Here is a 15,348-nt window from a genome sequence, read left to right as displayed (position 1 = left end):
CCCCCAGGGCCGGGTTGCGCCCAGCGGCCCTCCGCGGGGGGCGGAAACCTGGGGCGGCCCGACGTTTCCATGGGCGCGGCGCGCGCTATTGCACGGTAGCGGCTTCCGGTTCGGCCGGGGCGTTCATCTGGCGCAGCGTGGCGACCAGGTCGGTGAAGCGCTCGCCCTGCACCACCACGTGGGCGTGCAGCAGGCTGGCGGCCTGTTCGCCGTCGCCGGCGACGATCGCCTCGACGATGCCGGCGTGCTCCGAGAACGAGGACTGCATGCGGTTGCGCACCCGCAGCTGCAGGCGCCGGTAGGGGCGCAGGCGGCGGTGCAGCGCGGTGGCCTGCTCGGCGAGGAAGCCGTTGTGGCTCGCTTCGTAGATGCGGCGATGGAAGACCTCGTTGAGCTGGTAATACAGATCCGGCTTGCCGGCGTCCCGTGCTTCCTCGCAGGCCTGGTGGGCGTCGCGCAGGCGGGCCAGCTCGGCCGGCAGGATGCGCCGCGCGGCCAGGCGACCGCACATCGACTCCAGTTCGGCCATCACCTCGAACATCTCGCACAGGCGGTCGGCGCTCATTTCCGGCACGGTCGCGCCGCGGCGCGGGCGGATCTCCACCAGGCCGATCGACGCCAGCTGGATCAGCGCCTCACGGATCGGCGTGCGCGACACACCGAAGGCGGCGGCCAGTTCCTGTTCGTCCAGGCGCATGCCCGGCGGGTACACGCCGGTGACGATGCGTTCCTCGATTTCCTCGCCCAGTTGCTCCGAGCGCCGGACCGGCGTGGGGTTGAGTGCGTCCATGTTTTGGCTCCTTTCGATTGACTATACAAAGCCCTTGACTTTGTGTCCACGGAGATTAATCTTGTATACACAAACAAAACTTATGAATACATAAGCGTCACTGGTGAATTCATGGGTCGCGTTGAAAGCTCATCAAGAAGCTCGTTTAAACCCATCACCGTGGCTTGGCCACACAAGGAGGAAACGAAATGATCATTTACGGAACGGCCATCCTGGCCGCCTGCCATCTGCTCGGCGTCTATATAGGCGACCTGCTGGGCGCCTTCATCGGCGTGAAGGCCAACGTCGGTGGCGTCGGCATCGCAATGATGCTGCTGATCTCGGCGCGGGTTTATCTGCACAAGCGCGGCCTGATGCCCGACACCACGGAAGCGGGTGTCGGTTTCTGGGCCGCCATGTACATCCCGGTGGTGGTCGCCATGGCCGCCCAGCAGAACGTGGTGGCGGCCCTCAAGGGCGGCCCGGTGGCGCTGATCTCTGCCATCGGCGCAGTGCTGCTGTGCGCCTGCACGATTGCCCTGATCAACCGCACGGGACCGAAGCGCCAGGACACCGCCTGGCAGACCGGCACCGTGGCCGAAGAGTCCTGAGCCGGAGGAGACCAGCATGGAAATGATTGAACACGCCATCCGCGAAAACAGCCTCGTCGGCGCCTTCGCCTTCGTCGGCCTGATCATGTGGATCTCGGTCCACCTGTCCCGCAAGCTCACCTTCGGCCGCGTGCATGGCTCGGCCATCGCCATCGTGATCGGCCTGGCGCTGGCCTACTGGGGCGGCATCCAGACCGGTGGCAGCAAGGGCCTCGCCGACCTCAAGCTGTTTGCCGGCATCGGCCTGATGGGCGGCGCGATGATGCGCGACTTCGCGATCGTCGCCACCGCCTTCGAGGTGCAGGTGGATGAAGCGAAGAAGGCCGGCCTGGTCGGCGTGATGGCCTTGCTGCTGGGCACCATCATTCCGTTCATCGTCGGCGCCTCCGTGGCCTGGTCGATGGGCTACACCGACGCGGTGGCGATGACCACCATCGGCGCCGGCGCGGTGACCTACATCGTCGGCCCGGTGACCGGTGCGGCCATCGGCGCCAGCTCCGACCTGATGGCGCTGGCGATTGCCACCGGCCTCATCAAGGCCATCATGGTGATGGTGTTCACGCCGGTCGCCGCCCGTTTCATGGGTCTCGACAACCCGCGCTCGGCGATGGTCTTCGGCGGCCTCGCCGGCACCGTCAGCGGCGTGTCGGCCGGCCTTGCCGCCACCGACCGGCGCCTGGTGCCCTACGGCGCGCTGGTCGCCACCTTCCACACCGGCCTGGGCTGCCTGATGGGCCCGTCGGTCCTGTTCCTGGCCACCAAGGCCATCGTCGGCTGAGCCGACTCCCCAACCTGACACAACAGGAGATTCCATGAACGCTCCCCATCCTGCCGGAGCCTGGGACACCCGTCGCCGTGGCCGCCAGCAGCGCCTGGAACGGGCCGCTGCCCTCGGGCTGGCGCGCCGCGTCGAGGCGCCTCGCGTCGGCGAGCTGCTCGAAGCGGTGATCGAACCAGGCGACCGGGTCTGCCTCGAAGGCAACAACCAGAAGCAGGCCGACTTCCTTTCCGAAACCCTGGCCGACTGCAGCCCCGAACGCCTGCACGACCTGCACATGGTGCAGTCGGTGCTGGCCCTGCCCAGCCATGTGGATTTGTTCGAGCGCGGCATCGCCAGCAAGCTCGACTTCTCCTTCTCCGGCCCCCAGGGCGGCCGCCTGGCCCGCTTGGTGCAGGACCGCCAGATCGAGATCGGCGCGATCCACACCTACCTGGAGCTGTTCGGGCGCTACTTCGTGGATCTGACCCCGAACGTGTGCCTGATCGCCGCCCACGCTGCGGACGCCGCCGGCAACCTGTACACCGGCGCCAACACCGAGGACACGCCGGCCATCGTCGAGGCGACGGCCTTCAAGGGCGGCATCGTGATCGCCCAGGTGAACGAGCTGGTGGATACGCTGCCGCGAGTGGACGTCCCCGCCGACTGGGTGGACTTCTACGTGGTCGCGCCGCGGCCCAACTACATCGAGCCGCTGTTCACCCGCGACCCGGCGCAGATCACCGACGTGCAGGTGCTGATGGCGATGATGGCGCTGAAGGGCATCTACGCCGAGTACGGCGTGAAGCGCCTCAACCACGGCATCGGCTTCGACACCGCCGCCATCGAGCTGCTGCTGCCGACCTACGCCACCGAGCTGGGCCTGAAGGGCAAGATCTGCACCCATTGGGCGCTCAACCCGCACCCGACGCTGATCCCGGCCATCGAGTCCGGCTGCGTCGAGTCCATCCACAGCTTCGGCTCCGAAGTCGGCATGGAGAACTACATCGCGGCCCGCTCCGATGTGTTCTTCACCGGCGCGGACGGCAGCATGCGTTCCAACCGGGCCTTCAGCCAGACAGCAGGCCTCTACGCCTGCGACATGTTCATCGGCTCGACGCTGCAGATGGACCTGGCTGGCAACAGCTCGACCGCCACGCTGGGGCGCATCACTGGCTTCGGCGGCGCGCCCAACATGGGCTCCGATCCCCACGGCCGCCGCCACGCCTCGCCGGCCTGGCTGAAGGCCGGCCGCGAAGCCGGCGGACCGAACGCCATCCGTGGCCGCAAGCTGGTCGTGCAGATGGTCGAGACCTTCCGCGAGCACATGGCGCCGGTTTTCGTCGAGGAACTGGACGCCTGGAAGCTGCAGGAGAGCATGGGCATGGAGCTGCCGCCGATCATGATCTACGGCGACGACGTGACCCACATCGTGACCGAGGAGGGCATTGCCAACCTGCTGCTGTGCCGCACGCCGGAAGAGCGCGAGCAGGCGATCCGCGGCGTTGCCGGCTTCACGCCGGTGGGCATGGCCCGCGACCGCCAGATGGTCGAGCAGCTGCGCCAGCGCGGTGTGATCCGCCGCGCCGAAGACCTGGGCATCGATCCCCGTCGGGCCAACCGCGACCTGCTCGCGGCCCGTTCCATCAAAGACCTCGTGCGCTGGTCGGGCGGCCTCTATGCCCCGCCGGCCCGTTTCCGCAACTGGTGAGCCCCATGGAAAAACTCGAATTCCGTTTCCCCGCCCAGCCCGCCACGCCGGCCGCCGGCGCGGCCCTGTGTGGCGTGGTCGGCTCCGGCAACCTGGAGATCCTGATCCGCCCGGGCGACGAGGCCGACGCCTGCGTCGTGTCGGTGAAGACCTCGGCCCGCGGCTTCGGCCGCATCTGGGAGGCCGTCATCGCCGAATTCGCTGCCCGCCACGCGGCCGGAGGCACCCGCATCGCCATCAACGACATGGGGGCGACCCCGGCGGTCGTCAGCCTGCGCCTGGGCCAGGCCCTCGGCGAATACACCGGAGGTGTCCAATGAACGCGCCCGTGGCCAACCAGCTGGTGCTGCGCCGCAGTTACTTCGAGGCCAGCGCCCGTGCCCGTGTGGCGGCGGTGCTGGATGCCGGCAGCTTCCGCGAATTCCTGCCGCCGGAGGCCTCCGAGCCGAGCCCGCACCTGGCGGTGCTGGACATCCCCGGCGCCTTCGACGATGGCGTGATCGTCGGTTCCGCGACCCTTGGCGGCCGGCCGGTGCTGGTGATCGCCCAGGAAGGGCAGTTCATGGGCGGGGCGGTGGGCGAGATCCACGGCGCCAAGATCGTCGGCCTGCTGCGCCGCGCGGCGCAGGAGAAGCCGGCGGCGGTGATCTTCATGGCGGACTCCGGCGGCGTGCGCCTGCACGAGGCCAACGCCGGCCTGATCGCCATTTCCGAAGTCATGCGTGCGGTGCTCGACACCCGCGCGGCCGGCGTGCCGGTGATTGCGCTGGTCGGCGGCAGCTGCGGCGCCTTCGGCGGCATGGGTATCGTGTCGCGCCTGTGCTCGGCGATCGTGATGTCCGAGGAGGGGCGGCTGGCCCTGTCCGGCCCGGAGGTCATCGAGACCGTCGCCGGCGTCGAGGAGTTCGACTCCAAGGACCGCGCGCTGGTGTGGCGTGTGACCGGCGGCAAGCACCGCTACCTGACCGGCGACTGCGCCGAACTGGTGGAGGACGATGCGGCCAGCTTCCGTGACGGCGCCATCGCACTGCTCGCCGGCTGGCAGGAACCCGTACCGGCGAGCAGCACGCTGCGTGCCGAGCAGGCACGCCTGACCGAGCGCCGCCAACGTTTCGCCGGTCTGCGTGACGGCCTCGACGTGTGGCAGGCCCTTGGCGTTGCCGAACCCAGACAGATTCCGCTGATGGACCGGGACAGCCTGGTCGCCCTGAAGAAAGGATTGCCGGCATGAGCCTCCAGCACATTCTCGACGGCCTCTTCCCGGCCGGACACGACGTGAGCGTCCACGGCCAGCTCGTCGCCGGCTGCGCCCAGACCGCCCTCGGCACGGTGGCGGTGCTCGGCACCACCGACGCCGCCGCCATCGGCCACGACATCGCCCTCGGCCTGGCTGGGCGGGTGCTCGACGTGGTGGATCAGCATCCCGGCCGGCCCATCGTCTTCCTCGTCGATACCAAGGGCCAGGCCCTGTCCCGTGCGGAAGAACTGCTGTGCCTCAACGGCAGCCTGGCCCATCTGGCCCGTTGCGTGGATCTGGCCCGCCGGCAGGGGCATGTGAGCCTCGCACTGGTCACCGGCGAGGCGGTCAGCGGCGGCTTTCTGTCCTTCGGCCTGATGGCGGACAAGACCTACGCGCTGGCCGACGCCCAGGTGCGGGTGATGGACCTGAAGGCGATGGCGCGGGTTACCAAGATCCCCCACGAACGCCTGCAGGAACTCGCCGCCGAGTCGCCGACCTTCGCGCCCGGCGCCGAGAACTACCTGCGCATGGGTGCCATTGAGGCGATCTGGGATGCGCCGCGTGCCGCGCTGCTGGAGGCGGCGCTGGCTGGCCAGCAGGCCGCCGGGCCAGCCGTCGACGAGCGGATGGCCCGCGGTGCGGAGCGGGGCGGGCGCCATCTCGCCGTCGCCACGGCGGCGGCCGTGGTGTCGGCCTGAGGCACGCGGCCATGCGTCGCCACGATCTGGCCATGGTGCGCGCAGGGGCGCCAGTGCGCTTCCTGTGCGGGGCGCTCGACGAAGCCTTGTCGGCGCGGGTTGCCGCGTGGATCGCCGCCGGCCGGCCGCTGGTGGTAGCGCGCCAGCTGGCCGGCGGCAGTGAAGCGTTGCTGGGGCTGACCCTGCCGGCCGCCGAAGGGCGCCGGCGCGTCGGCTGCTTGGTGGAGCGGGCGGATCTGCTGCAGGTCCGCCGTCCGCTGGCCGTTGCCGAGTGCCTGCATCGCCTGGCCGACGACGTGGCCGCGCCGCTGGCCGCGCTGGCGGAGCGGCTGGCGGCGGCCGGCGTGAGCGTCGGCGTCTACGGCTCGCTGGCCTGGGAGGCCTTGAGCGGCGAGGGCTACCGCCACCCGGAGTCCGACGTGGACCTGATCTGCGACGTGGCCTCCGCCGCCCAGGCCGAGGCCTGTCTGCGTCTGCTCGCCGATGGTGCTGTGGCGCTGCCCTGCGGGCTCGACGGGGAGATCCGCTTCCCGGACGGCTGCGCGGTGGCCTGGCGGGAGCTGGGTGCCGCCTGGGGCAAGCCCGACGCGAAGGTGCTCGTGAAGGGCGGCGTCGACGTCGGTCTGTTGCCTTTGGCGGTCGTGCTGGAACAGTTCGAGGAGGATGCGCTGCATGTCTGACGCCCTTGCCCTGCGCCGGGAGGATTTCTGCCCGGCCGTTTTGCCCACCGCCTCCGTGGAGGGCTTCGCGGCCCGCGTCGGCAGCCTGGCCATCCGCGCCCTGTACCGGGAGGTGGCGCTGTCGCCGAAGCCCGGTCTGGTCAGCCCGGCCGATTCCGGCAGCCACACGGACATGGATTTCCGCACTTTCGTGCGCAGCCTGCAGTCCCTGCGCGATTACTTTCCCGAGATCGCCCGTGTCGGCGCCGCCAGCCCGTCCTTCGAGCCGCTGCGCCAGCTCGGCGTGGCGGCGGAGGCGAAGATGCTGCAGGCGACCGGCGGAGTCAACACGCACCGCGGGGCGATCTTCAACATCGGGCTGCTGTGCGCCGCCGCCGGCGCGCTGCATGCGGAGGGGCGTGATTTTGCCGCGACCGATGTGTGCGCCGAGGTGACGCGGCGCTGGGGGGCGGCGATCCTCGGATCGGCCAGCCCCGCGTCCCACAGCCACGGCGCGGAGGTGGCGCGGCGCTACGGTAGCGGCGGCGCCCGGCGGGAGGCGGCGGATGGATTTCCTGCTGCACTGGAGGTGGGTTTGCCGGCTTACCGGGAGGCCCTGCGCCTGACCGGCGATCCCCAGCGCGCCGCGCTGCAGTGCCTCTTCGCGCTGATCGCCCGCCTCGAAGATACCAACCTGCTGTGGCGTGGCGGGCCCGAAGGGCTGGCCTTTGCCCAGTGGTGTGCACTGGATTTCCTCGCTGCCGGCGGCGTGGCCGCGGAGGGCTGGGAGGCGAGGGCGCAGCAGATCCACCGGGAATTCGTCGCGCGTAACCTGAGCCCCGGCGGCAGCGCCGACTTGCTCGGGGTCACGCTCTTTCTCGACGCACTCTGAGGCCACCCATGCGCCTGGCAATTCTGTTCAGCGGGCAGGGGAACCAGCAGCCCGCTCATTTCGATGCCTTGCGGCAAGGCGCATCGCCCGAACTGGGTGCGGCGCTAGCTGAGACGATCCCGGAGACATGGCACACGGTGGCGCTTTCCCTTGCCGAGCTGCAGGCCAACCGGGTCGCCCAGCCGTTGATCTTTGCCTACCAGATGCACCTGTGGCGCCAGTTGCAACCTGCGCTGCCGCGGCCGGTGGCCGTGGCAGGCTATTCCCTCGGCGAAATGGCGGCCTGCTGCGCCGCCGGCGCCTTTCCGCTGGAGGCCGGCGTTGCGCTGTGCGTGCAGCGGGCGGCGCTGATGGATGCCTGCGTGGACGGCCCGGCCGGCTTGCTGGCGGTGCTCGGCCTGCGTGCCGAGGTGGTGGCGGAACTGGCGGCGCGCTGCGGTCTGCTGGTGGCGATCCGCAACGGGCCGGACCACTTCGTGCTCGGCGGGCACGCCGCTGGCCTCGTCGAAGCCGAACAACTGGCGCAGGCGGCGGGGGCGAGCCGGGTGGTGCGCCTCGGCGTCGGCACGCCATCCCATACGCCCTTGCTGGCGGCGGCCAGTGTCGGTTTCGCAACCTTGCTGGCGCCGTACCGCAGCGGCCGGCTGGCCTTTCCGGTCTTCAGCGCCATCGACGGACGGGCGGCCCGCACTGCGGCCGACGGCATGGACGCGCTGTCGCGCCAGATCAGCACGCCGCTGGACTGGGACGCCTGCCTCGGCGCGGTGCTGGAGATGCAGCCGGACGTGGTACTGGAGATCGGCCCCGGCAACGCGCTGGCGCGCATGTGGGGCGAGCGGGACAATGGTGTGCCGGTGCGCGCGTCGGACGATTTCCGTAGCGCCGCCGGCATCATCGACTGGGTGCGCGCGCGGGGCTGATCCCGCGCAGTGAGCCGGCCTTAGCTAGCCGGGTTCAGGGCTTGGCCGGCGCGGCGGCCTGGGCCTTGAGCGGCGCGCGCAGGGCCTCGAAGCGGGCCGGCGCGACGTATTGCAGGAGTTCCTTGCCCTTGCTGTCGAGCACCAGGTCCAGGCCCTTTTCCGGGTAGAGCAGGTGTTCCAGGTGGTCGTTGACGCGGATGCGCTCGGCCGGCGCGCCGAAGCGTTCCTGGACCACCGCGTCGTCCAGATTGACGCTCGGGATGAAGGCCAGGCCGCGGATCCGCGCGGCGAGGGCGGCGGCCCGGTCGGTGTCGGCCAGCGTGGCCTTGCGGGTGGTGCTCTGCATGTACTCGGTCTTCGGCGAGCGCTCGCGCATGCCTTCGATGGCGGCCTTGTCGAAGTCGGCCGTGACGATCAGCTTGCCGGCCACGAAGCCGGTGGTGACGCTCTCGTAATAGCCTTCCACGTTGCCCGTCTCGTTGGGTTCGGCGATCACCGCCAGCTGCAACTCCTCACCGAAGCGGGCGCGGGCGTCGGCCAGCGTGCTGCGCCCGAGGGTCAGCCCGAAGACCCGCGCTTCGCCTCCCGGCAGCACGTCGATCTGCCACGGCAGGCCGGAGGTGGGCACCGCCTTCGGGTCGAAGTGAGCGTACTGCCACGCGGCGGGGCCGACGATCAGGGCCAGGATCAACAGGACGACGGCAAGGGCGATCTTCATGGGGACGGGGACGGAGTTTGGCGGAGGCATGGAGGGCGGATGAACCTGTCCTCCACGGCGTTCAGTGGGGTGCGTGGAAGCCTTCCGGCACCTTGGCGTGGAAGACCACCGGCACGGCGGGCATGTCGAGCACGGACTGGCGGATCTTGCCGACCACGTGCATCTCGCAGCGCTTGCAGTCGAATCTGAGGGTCAGCTTTTCCTTGCCGTTGATCAGCGTCATCGGGTCGGGGCGGATGCCCTTCACTTCCTTCGGGCACAGGTTGAAGCTGTAGCGCAGGCAGTGCTTGGTGATCATCAGCGAGGCGTCGTCCACGTGCTCGTTGGCCTCGTAGGCGGCCTCGATCAGTTGCACACCGTGGCGCTGGTAGAAGTCCCGCGCCTTCTGGTTGAGCACGTTGGCCAGGTAGCTGAGTTCGGTCTGCGGATACGGCACCGGCGGTTCGACCGCCGCCCGGCGCGGCAGCGGCGCCAGCGCTGCGAGGCGCGCGGCTTCCAGCTTTTCGACAGCCTCGCGGCGCAGCGCGTTGATGGCGCCGGCGGGCAGGAACCAGGCCTGGTCGAGCTGCAGCTCGATGGCGCGGGCGGTGAAGATCGTCGCGCCGAGCTTGCCGAGGTTGTCACGCAGGCCGGCGAGGGCGCGCTCGGCGTCCTTGGCGGGCTCCTTGGCATGGGGCAGTTCGGCGCAGGCGGACACGCCGGTCTCGTCGGTGAGGGTCAGCGCGAAGCCGTCCGGCGTTTCGGTGAGTTGCAGATCCACTCCGATGCGGCGCTCGGCGGACTTTTTCTCGAGCATCTTCTCGAACTCGTGGTCGCGGTTGCGGAACACGCCGCTGCCGGGGAAGAGCTCGGCCGGCACGGCGTCGGCGGTATGTACGCGGAAATCGTCGCCGACGCGCTCGGCGCGGTTCACCCGCAGGCCGACGAGTTCGCCCTTGCGGTCGTAGAAGCTCAGGCCGTCGCCGTTGTGCAGCTCGACGGCGCTGGTGGTGTCGAACCAGCGGCGCTGCTTGCCGTCCAGGCGGATCACGCTGCCCACCGGCTCGCCGACGAACTTGGGCGAGTCGAAGGCGCCGATGTCGGCGGTGCGGCCATTGACGAAGTAGTCGGTGGCGCCGCGGTTGAAGGTTTTGTCGGCCAGCGGCTGGAACAGGAAGGTGCTGCGCCCGGCGGACGTGCGGCTGTATTCCGGCGTGTCCTCCATGATCTCGTCGAGCAGCAGGCGGTAGTGGGCGGTGATGTTCTTCACGTAGGCCATGTCCTTGTAGCGGCCTTCGATCTTGAAGCTGGAAATCCCCGCCTCGGCCAGCGCGCGCAGGTTGGCGCTCTGGTTGTTGTCCTTCATGGACAGCAGGTGCTGGTTGCTGGCGACCAGGTTGCCGTCCTTGTCGGCGAGGTCGTAGGGCAGGCGGCAGGCCTGGGAGCACTCGCCGCGGTTGGCGCTGCGGCCGGTGTGGGCGTGGCTGATGTAGCACTGGCCGGAGAAGGCCACGCACAGCGCGCCGTGCACGAAGAACTCCAGCGCGCAGTCGGTGGCGGCGGCGACCTTGCGGATCTCGGTGAGCGTCATTTCCCGCGCCAGCACGATCTGCGAGAAGCCCACGTCCTGCAGGAAGCGCGCCTTGTCGGCGTGGCGGATGTCGGTCTGGGTGCTGGCGTGCAACTGGATCGGCGGCAGGTCGAGCTCCAGCAGGCCCATGTCCTGCACGATCAGCGCGTCGGCACCGGCTTCGTGGAGCTGGCGGATCAGGCGCTCGGCGCTGGCTACTTCCTCGTCGTGGAGGATGGTGTTGCAGGCGACGAAGATGCGCGCGCCGAAGCGGTGGGCGTGGCGGGTCAGGCGCTCGATGTCCGCGATGGTGTTCTCGGCGTTGGCGCGGGCGCCGAAGGCCGGGCCGCCGATGTACACGGCGTCGGCCCCGTGGTTGATGGCCTCGATGCCGATGTCCGCGTTCTTGGCGGGGGCGAGGAGTTCGAGCTGCTTGCGGGAATGGGTCATGGTGGTGCTCTCGGGGGTGAGTACGCTGCTCGTCCGGCAGCTCGCAACCCGCCATTATCCCCGGTCCCGCGGGGGGCGTCGACCATGGCCCCAAGACCCGCGCCGGGCCTGGATTTGCGTTTGCTCAGCGGTGCACGCAGGTCTCGGTGCCGAAGTTGCCGTCCTTGAATTCGGGCTCGTAGTAGTACTTGCTGAAGCGCCACTTGCCGCCCTTGGTCTTGCTGAAGGCGGCGATGCCGGTGCCGTAGTCCTTGGTGCTGGCGTCGGTCAGCGCGAAGTGGATGGCCATCTGGCGGCCGTTGGCGGCGGCGTGGCCCGGGTAGGCGCCGTAGCCGGGGACTTCCAGCTTGAAGCTGTAGGCGCCGAGCTTGCCGGTGCTCTGGCCGGGCACCCGTTCGAGGGTCACGGTGCCGGTGTACTTGCCTTCGTGGCTGTCGTCGCCGGTGCAGTCGTAGGTGCCGCTGAAGTCCTCGCCGGTGAAGGGGGCGTGGGCGTGGGCTGCACTGCAGGCAAGACAGAGGATGAGGGTGGAAAGGCGCTTCACGGTCGGGGGCTCCGGCTGGGGTCGAAAGGCCTTATTGAACCACGATGCCGACGTCCTGTTCAGCCGGCAGCCCCAGCCAGCGTTCCATTGCGTCGAGCAACGCATCGGGCTCGAAGGGCTTGATCAGGTAGTCGTCCATGCCGGCACTCAGGCAGCGACGCCGGTCCTCCGTAAAAGCGTTGGCCGTCATCGCCAGGATCGGTACGCGGGCGTACTCAGGCAGCTGGCGGATCCGGCGGGTGGCTTCGAGGCCGTCCACCTCGGGCATCTGCATGTCCATCAGGATCAGCGCGTATAGTTTGCCGGCTGCTTTTTCCACGGCGATGCGTCCGTTCTCGGCCCAATCCACGTGCAGGCCGGCCTCTTCGAGCAATTCGCGGGTGATTTCCAGGTTGACCGGTTCGTCTTCGACCACCAGCACCTGGGCTCCCCGTGGAAGAGGGCGCTGCAAGAGGCCGGCTGGCGCGGTGAGGGGGGCTGCGCCTGCTGGAACGGCGGCGAAGCCCACGACGCACCAGAAGGTGCTGCCACTGCCGGGCTCGCTGTCGGCGCCGATGCTGCCGCCCATCAGGCTGACCAGGCGCCGGCTGATGGCGAGTCCCAGACCGGTGCCGCCGTATTGCCGGGTGGTGGAGTGGTCGGCTTGCTCGAAGGCCTCGAAGATCCGCTCCAGCGCGTTCTGCGGGATGCCGATGCCGGTGTCGCTGACTTCGAAGCGGACCCGCACGAGGCCGGTTTCGTCGTCTTCCAGTTTGTGGGCACGGATGCTGATGCCGCCTTCGGCGGTGAACTTCAGCGCGTTGCCGGTCAGGTTCAGCAGCACCTGGCCGACGCGCTGGCCGTCGCCGATGAACTGGAGGTCGGTCAGTGCCGGGGCGATGTCCATCGCGAGCAGCAGCCCCTTGTCGCGCACGGCGCCACCGATCAGTGCATCCAGCGTGTGGAACAGTTCCGGCAGCGTGAAGGGCGACTGCGATAGTTCGAGCTTGTCCGCTTCGATCCGCGACAGATCGAGGATGTCGTTGATGACGCCGAGGAGATGGCGGCCGGAGCCGATGATCTTGTCGAGCTGGTGCTGTTGCGTTGATGTGGCGCCGCGTTGGAGCAGGTGGGACATGCCCAGGATGCCGTTGAGCGGCGTGCGGATCTCGTGGCTCATGTTGGCGAGAAAGGTGCTCTTGGCTAGGCTGGCCGCTTCGGCGGCGTCCCGTGCGCGCTCCAGCTCCGTACGCGCGAGGAAGTCCCGGCGGATCAACCATTCCCTCCACCAGCCGACCCCGGCGGCGAGGATGAAGACGGTGAGGGCCTGGTAGCTCCAGTAGGCGAAGGCATGGAGTTCGCTGCTGATCCCGGCCCGGATCGCATACATGAAGGCGGCGAGGATGGTGAGGCCCGCGCCGAAGGCGATGCGGAACTGCACGCCGAGAATCACGAAGATGTAGAGTTCGAGGAAGGTGAAGTTGAGCACGCCGACCCACGACGACAGGCCGCCGGCGCCGCCCTGGTTGTCGATGCGGGCCAGAACCCAGAACAAGCTGAGTGAAATGCAGACCAGTGAGCCCGCCATGACGGCCTGCCAGTTGCGCCTGGCGGTGTCGGTGAACGAATAGCCGATGGCCAGCAGCAGCAAAGGCGCGCTGAGCGTCAGGCGGCCGAGGTTGGCACTGACGTCGGGGAATACCATGAAATCCACCGCACAGTCGCCCAGCACGAGGAGCAGGCCGAGCACCAGGCTGGCCTGGGCGAAGCGGTGGTAGTAGTCGGTGTAATAGGCGCTGAAATGCTTTTCGAGCCGCGAATCGAGAAAGCGCAGGAACAGGCCGTAGGCCAGCGTGGAGTCGGGGGCGGAGGCGGTGTGGTGAGTCACGGGAGCGGTAGATCGGATCGCGGTGTCCCGATTGTCCGTGCTCGCAGTGGGGAAAAGTGTTACGCGGGGTGGCGGGTGTGTACTTCGCCACACCCGCTCGATTCAGCGCCGGGTTAAGTGATAAAAATGATATTTTTCAGTGGTTTAAATTGGATTTCTGGGGGTGGTCACGGCTTCAGAACGAAGAGCCGGGCGTTTGAAGGAAGCTGATCTCTTCCGGTGACGACGGCCGTCCGAGCACCGCATTGCGGTGGGGATAGCGCCCGAAGCGATCGATGATGGCCTTGTGGCGCAGTTCGAAGTCCAGGTTGCTCTCCAGGCCAGGCTGGCTGAACAGGCGGACCGCGTGGGTATGGATCAGCGCCGATTCGCTGTGCATGTAGGGCATGTACAGGAAGGCGCGGCGGGCGACCGGCAGTTCGAGGTCGGCGCCGGCGGCCACGGCGGTCTGGGCCAGTATCAAGGCCATGCCGTCGCAGGCGAAGGCGCGTGGGTCGTCACGGAAGAGGTTGCGGGAAAACTGGTCGAGCACGATGATCTCGGCCAGCCGCCCATCGGCGGTGGCACGCCAGGCGTGCAGTTCGCCGCTGGCCGCTGCCGCGTACACCGCCCCGAAACGGGTGACGATGAGGCGGTCGAATTCGTCCGAGCGGGCAAACCATTGCCTGGGCGTGCTTTCTTTGAACCAGAAATCGAGTACGGCTTCGGAGTCGGGCAGGGATGCGGCCATGCTGCGTTGTCCTCCTGATCTTGCGGGGCAGGGTTGTAAAACGGAATCATGAATCATCGCGCGCGCTTTCTTGCGCTTCAGTCGCTGCTGCACGACCACCAGGCCTTCTGGCGGCCGCCCCCATTCTATGTGCATCGCCCGGCCTGGTGCGAGCAGTGGCCGGCCCTGGCGGAGGCGGTGCTAGGGCTGGAGGATGCTGCGCTTGAAGCCCTGGTTGCGTCGCCGGACGATTGCCGCGCCTGGCTGGCGGGCCATCTGCCGCTTGCCGTTGAACTGGGCTACCTGAGCGATGTGGCACCGCTGCCGGCCCGCAGCCTGGCGCCGAGCGGGCCGCATTTCGACTGGTTCATCCCTGGCCGCAAGCGGGCCCAGATCGAAGCTTTCGCCAGCCACGGGCCGGCGGTGGCGGCGCCGCTGCTGGAGTGGTGCGCCGGCAAGGGCCACCTCGGTCGCCGGCTGGCTCTCAGCGACGGACAGCCGGTGAGCTCGCTGGAGATCGATCCGGAGCTGTGCGCGGACGCCGGGCGGCTGGCGGCCCGCGTCGGCGTGGCGCAGCAGGTGGTGTGCGCCGATGCGCTCGAAGCGTCGTCGCGGGCCCAAGTGCGTGGCCGCGAGGTGCTGGCCCTGCATGCCTGCGGAGAACTCCACCGCTCCCTCGTGCGCAGCGCGGGCGGTGACGGCGCCCATGCCTACCGGATCGCGCCGTGCTGCTACTACCGCGGTGCCCAGGACGGCTACCGGCCGGTCAGCCGCGAAGCCTCGCTGCCGCTGGACGGGCGCGCGCTGCGCCTGGCGGTGACCGAAACCGTGACGGCACCCCAGCGCCAGCGTCAGCGCCTGGCCCGCGACCAGGCCTGGAAGCTGGGCTTCATCGCGCTGCGCAATGCGTTGGAAGGGGAGGCCATCCGGCCGTTTCCGCCGATGCAGTCGCAGCTGCTGTCCGGTGATTTTCCCGCTTACGGAGAGGCGGTGGCGCGGCGCCAGGGCGTCAGTCTGCCGGCGCAGGTGGACTGGGCGCACTGGCTGGCGGTCGGCGAACGGCGCCGTGGCGAAGTCCGCCGCCTGGAGCTCGTCCGCCATGCCTTCCGCCGCCCGCTGGAGATGTGGCTGGTGATGGACCTGGCGCGCGGCTTCGAGGAAGCCGGTTTCCGGGTGGATGTCGGCACCTTCTGTGAGCGCAGCCTCACGCCGCGCAATCTGATGGTGCTGGCCCGGCGCGACGGGTGAGCCGCG

The 15,348-nt window shown here is 69.0% G+C and carries 16 protein-coding genes; 10 read left to right on the top strand and 6 right to left on the bottom strand.

The window, feature by feature from the left end; translation table 11 throughout:
* Positions 1-85: 85 nt before the first annotated feature.
* Complete coding sequence (locus tag AC3QL2_RS03355; RefSeq protein ID WP_493233999.1) at positions 86-790, bottom strand: GntR family transcriptional regulator; 705 nt, start codon at positions 788-790, stop codon at positions 86-88.
* 188 nt (positions 791-978) lie between these two features.
* On the opposite strand from AC3QL2_RS03355, the gene madL reads away from it, so the two are divergent.
* Genes madL through AC3QL2_RS03310 form a run of 9 tightly spaced genes read left to right on the top strand, consistent with a single transcriptional unit; the run spans position 979 to position 8,257 of the window.
* Entirely contained in the window at positions 979-1,380 is a 402-nt protein-coding gene (gene madL, locus AC3QL2_RS03350) for a malonate transporter subunit MadL (RefSeq protein WP_481119101.1), read from the top strand.
* A gap of 16 nt (positions 1,381-1,396) precedes the next feature.
* A complete protein-coding gene (gene madM, locus AC3QL2_RS03345; protein WP_374486591.1) occupies positions 1,397-2,158 on the top strand; it encodes a malonate transporter subunit MadM in 762 nt (253 codons plus the stop codon).
* Positions 2,159-2,192: 34 nt separating this feature from the next.
* Entirely contained in the window at positions 2,193-3,848 is a 1,656-nt protein-coding gene (gene mdcA, locus AC3QL2_RS03340; RefSeq protein WP_493233997.1) for a malonate decarboxylase subunit alpha, read from the top strand.
* 5 nt (positions 3,849-3,853) lie between these two features.
* Positions 3,854-4,168 (top strand): malonate decarboxylase acyl carrier protein, encoded by a 315-nt coding sequence (gene mdcC, locus AC3QL2_RS03335; protein WP_079436842.1) that lies wholly within the window; start codon positions 3,854-3,856, stop codon positions 4,166-4,168.
* Complete coding sequence (locus AC3QL2_RS03330; RefSeq protein ID WP_493233996.1) at positions 4,165-5,079, top strand: biotin-independent malonate decarboxylase subunit beta; 915 nt, start codon at positions 4,165-4,167, stop codon at positions 5,077-5,079. Before mdcC ends, AC3QL2_RS03330 begins: the two co-directional genes overlap by 4 nt.
* Positions 5,076-5,786, top strand: coding sequence for a biotin-independent malonate decarboxylase subunit gamma (mdcE, locus tag AC3QL2_RS03325; RefSeq protein WP_493233994.1), 711 nt, complete (start codon positions 5,076-5,078; stop codon positions 5,784-5,786). Before AC3QL2_RS03330 ends, mdcE begins: the two co-directional genes overlap by 4 nt.
* An 11-nt stretch (positions 5,787-5,797) precedes the next feature.
* Complete coding sequence (gene mdcG, locus AC3QL2_RS03320) at positions 5,798-6,466, top strand: malonate decarboxylase holo-[acyl-carrier-protein] synthase (protein ID WP_493233993.1); 669 nt, start codon at positions 5,798-5,800, stop codon at positions 6,464-6,466.
* Positions 6,459-7,337, top strand: a complete 879-nt coding sequence (mdcB, locus tag AC3QL2_RS03315; RefSeq protein ID WP_493233991.1) for a triphosphoribosyl-dephospho-CoA synthase MdcB — start codon at positions 6,459-6,461, stop codon at positions 7,335-7,337. The genes mdcG and mdcB overlap by 8 nt, the downstream gene beginning before the upstream one ends.
* Before the next feature lie 8 nt (positions 7,338-7,345).
* A complete protein-coding gene (locus AC3QL2_RS03310; protein ID WP_493233989.1) occupies positions 7,346-8,257 on the top strand; it encodes a malonate decarboxylase subunit epsilon in 912 nt (303 codons plus the stop codon).
* A 34-nt stretch (positions 8,258-8,291) separates the two neighbouring features.
* Here AC3QL2_RS03310 and AC3QL2_RS03305 read toward each other — a convergent pair whose 3' ends face one another.
* The 5 genes from AC3QL2_RS03305 to AC3QL2_RS03285 form a co-directional block, all read right to left on the bottom strand.
* Positions 8,292-8,975 (bottom strand): hypothetical protein, encoded by a 684-nt coding sequence (locus AC3QL2_RS03305; protein WP_493233987.1) that lies wholly within the window; start codon positions 8,973-8,975, stop codon positions 8,292-8,294.
* 61 nt (positions 8,976-9,036) lie between these two features.
* Positions 9,037-10,974: a peptidase U32 family protein gene (locus tag AC3QL2_RS03300; RefSeq protein ID WP_493233986.1), complete on the bottom strand. Its 1,938-nt coding sequence runs from the start codon at positions 10,972-10,974 to the stop codon at positions 9,037-9,039.
* A 124-nt stretch (positions 10,975-11,098) separates the two neighbouring features.
* Positions 11,099-11,518: a hypothetical protein gene (locus AC3QL2_RS03295; protein WP_493233984.1), complete on the bottom strand. Its 420-nt coding sequence runs from the start codon at positions 11,516-11,518 to the stop codon at positions 11,099-11,101.
* 31 nt (positions 11,519-11,549) lie between these two features.
* The gene (locus tag AC3QL2_RS03290) at positions 11,550-13,385 is read right to left on the bottom strand and encodes a response regulator (RefSeq protein WP_493233982.1); all 1,836 of its coding nucleotides are present in this window, start codon (positions 13,383-13,385) and stop codon (positions 11,550-11,552) included.
* A gap of 175 nt (positions 13,386-13,560) precedes the next feature.
* Positions 13,561-14,115 (bottom strand): DUF924 family protein, encoded by a 555-nt coding sequence (locus tag AC3QL2_RS03285; protein WP_493233981.1) that lies wholly within the window; start codon positions 14,113-14,115, stop codon positions 13,561-13,563.
* A gap of 48 nt (positions 14,116-14,163) precedes the next feature.
* On the opposite strand from AC3QL2_RS03285, the gene AC3QL2_RS03280 reads away from it, so the two are divergent.
* A complete protein-coding gene (locus tag AC3QL2_RS03280; RefSeq protein WP_493233979.1) occupies positions 14,164-15,342 on the top strand; it encodes a methyltransferase in 1,179 nt (392 codons plus the stop codon).
* The last annotated feature ends 6 nt before the right edge of the window (positions 15,343-15,348 follow it).

Source organism: Zoogloea sp. GW822-FHT05C07 (genome assembly GCF_058800215.1).
Note: the sequence above shows the minus strand (reverse complement) of the source record. Positions and strands in the feature narration are given on the sequence as shown.